The organism is Gilliamella sp. B3172 (assembly GCF_026536465.1).
In the GTDB taxonomy this organism is placed as follows: Bacteria; Pseudomonadota; Gammaproteobacteria; order Enterobacterales; family Orbaceae; genus Gilliamella.
In genome coordinates this window covers 1-1,795 of the sequence record NZ_JAFNOA010000021.1, presented here as the reverse complement: position 1 = coordinate 1,795, position 1,795 = coordinate 1, and the positions used below count along the sequence as shown (strand labels likewise).

The 1,795-nt window shown below is 50.8% G+C and carries 1 rRNA gene; it reads right to left on the bottom strand.

Annotation, left to right across the window (positions count from 1 at the left end):
• A 23S ribosomal RNA gene (locus tag J3U37_RS12010) occupies window positions 1–1,795 on the bottom strand; the annotation flags it as partial.

Genomic DNA, 1,795 nt, shown 5'->3' with positions numbered 1-1,795 from the left:
CTTCATAGTCTCCCACCTATCCTACACATTAAGGCTCAATGTTCACTGTCAAGCTATAGTAAAGGTTCACGGGGTCTTTCCGTCTTGCCACGGGTACACCGCATCTTCACGGCAATTTCAATTTCACTGAGTCTCGGGTGGAGACAGCCTGGCCATCATTACGCCATTCGTGCAGGTCGGAACTTACCCGACAAGGAATTTCGCTACCTTAGGACCGTTATAGTTACGGCCGCCGTTTACTGGGGCTTCGATCAAGAGCTTCTGCTTACGCATAACCCCATCAATTAACCTTCCAGCACCGGGCAGGCGTCACACCGTATACGTCCACTTTCGTGTTTGCACAGTGCTGTGTTTTTATTAAACAGTTGCAGCCAGCTGGTATCTTCGACTGATTTCACCTACGTCCGCATGGGATTTCAATTACCGTCAGCGTGCCTTCTCCCGAAGTTACGGCACCATTTTGCCTAGTTCCTTCACCCGAGTTCTCTCAAGCGCCTGAGTATTCTCTACCTGACCACCTGTGTCGGTTTCGGGTACGATTAACTGTAACCTGAAGCTTAGAGGATTTTCCTGGAAGCAGGGCATCAATTACTTCACTACCTTAGTAGCTCGTCATCACGCCTCAGGGTCTCAGTGACCGGATTTGCCTAATCACACCCCTACACGCTTAACCCACCATCCAATAGGTGGTAAACCTAGCCTTCTTCGTCCCCCCATCGCAGTTACAGCCAGTACGGGAATATTAACCCGTTTCCCATCAGATACGCCCTTCGGCCTCTCCTTAGGGGTCGACTCACCCTGCCCCGATTAACGTTGGACAGGAACCCTTGGTCTTCCGGCGAGCGGGCTTTTCACCCGCTTTATCGTTACTTATGTCAGCATTCGCACTTCTGATACCTCCAGCATGCCTCACAACACACCTTCTACGGCTTACAGAACGCTCCCCTACCCAATACACTTACGTGCACTGCCGCAGCTTCGGTGCATAGTTTTAGCCCCGTTACATCTTCCGCGCAGGCCGACTCGACTAGTGAGCTATTACGCTTTCTTTAAATGATGGCTGCTTCTAAGCCAACATCCTAGCTGTCTAAGCCTTCCCACTTCGTTTCCCACTTAACTATGACTTCGGGACCTTAGCTGGCGGTCTGGGTTGTTTCCCTCTTCACGACGAACGTTAGCACCCGCCGTGTGTCTCCCATGATTAAACTTGTCAGTATTCGGAGTTTGCATCGGGTTGGTAAGCCGGGATGGCCCCCTAGCCGAAACAGTGCTCTACCCCCAACAGTTACTCATGAGGCGCTACCTAAATAGCTTTCGGGGAGAACCAGCTATCTCCCGGTTTGATTGGCCTTTCACCCCCAGCCACAGGTCATCCGCTAATTTTTCAACATTAGTCGGTTCGGTCCTCCAGTTAGTGTTAACCAACCTTCAACCTGCCCATGGCTAGATCACCGGGTTTCGGGTCTATACCCTGCAACTTTTCGCACAGTTAATACTCGGTTTCCCTTCGGCTCCCCTATTCGGTTAACCTTGCTACAGAATATAAGTCGCTGACCCATTATACAAAAGGTACGCAGTCACACATACCCAACGGTACATGCTCCCACTGATTGTACGTACACGGTTTCAGGGTCTATTTCACTCCCCTCCCGGGGTTCTTTTCGCCTTTCCCTCACGGTACTGGTTCACTATCGGTCAATCAGGAGTATTTAGCCTTGGAGGATGGTCCCCCCATCTTCAGACAGGATATCACGTGTCCCGCCCTACTCTATAAGCTTCCACATAATGCATTTTC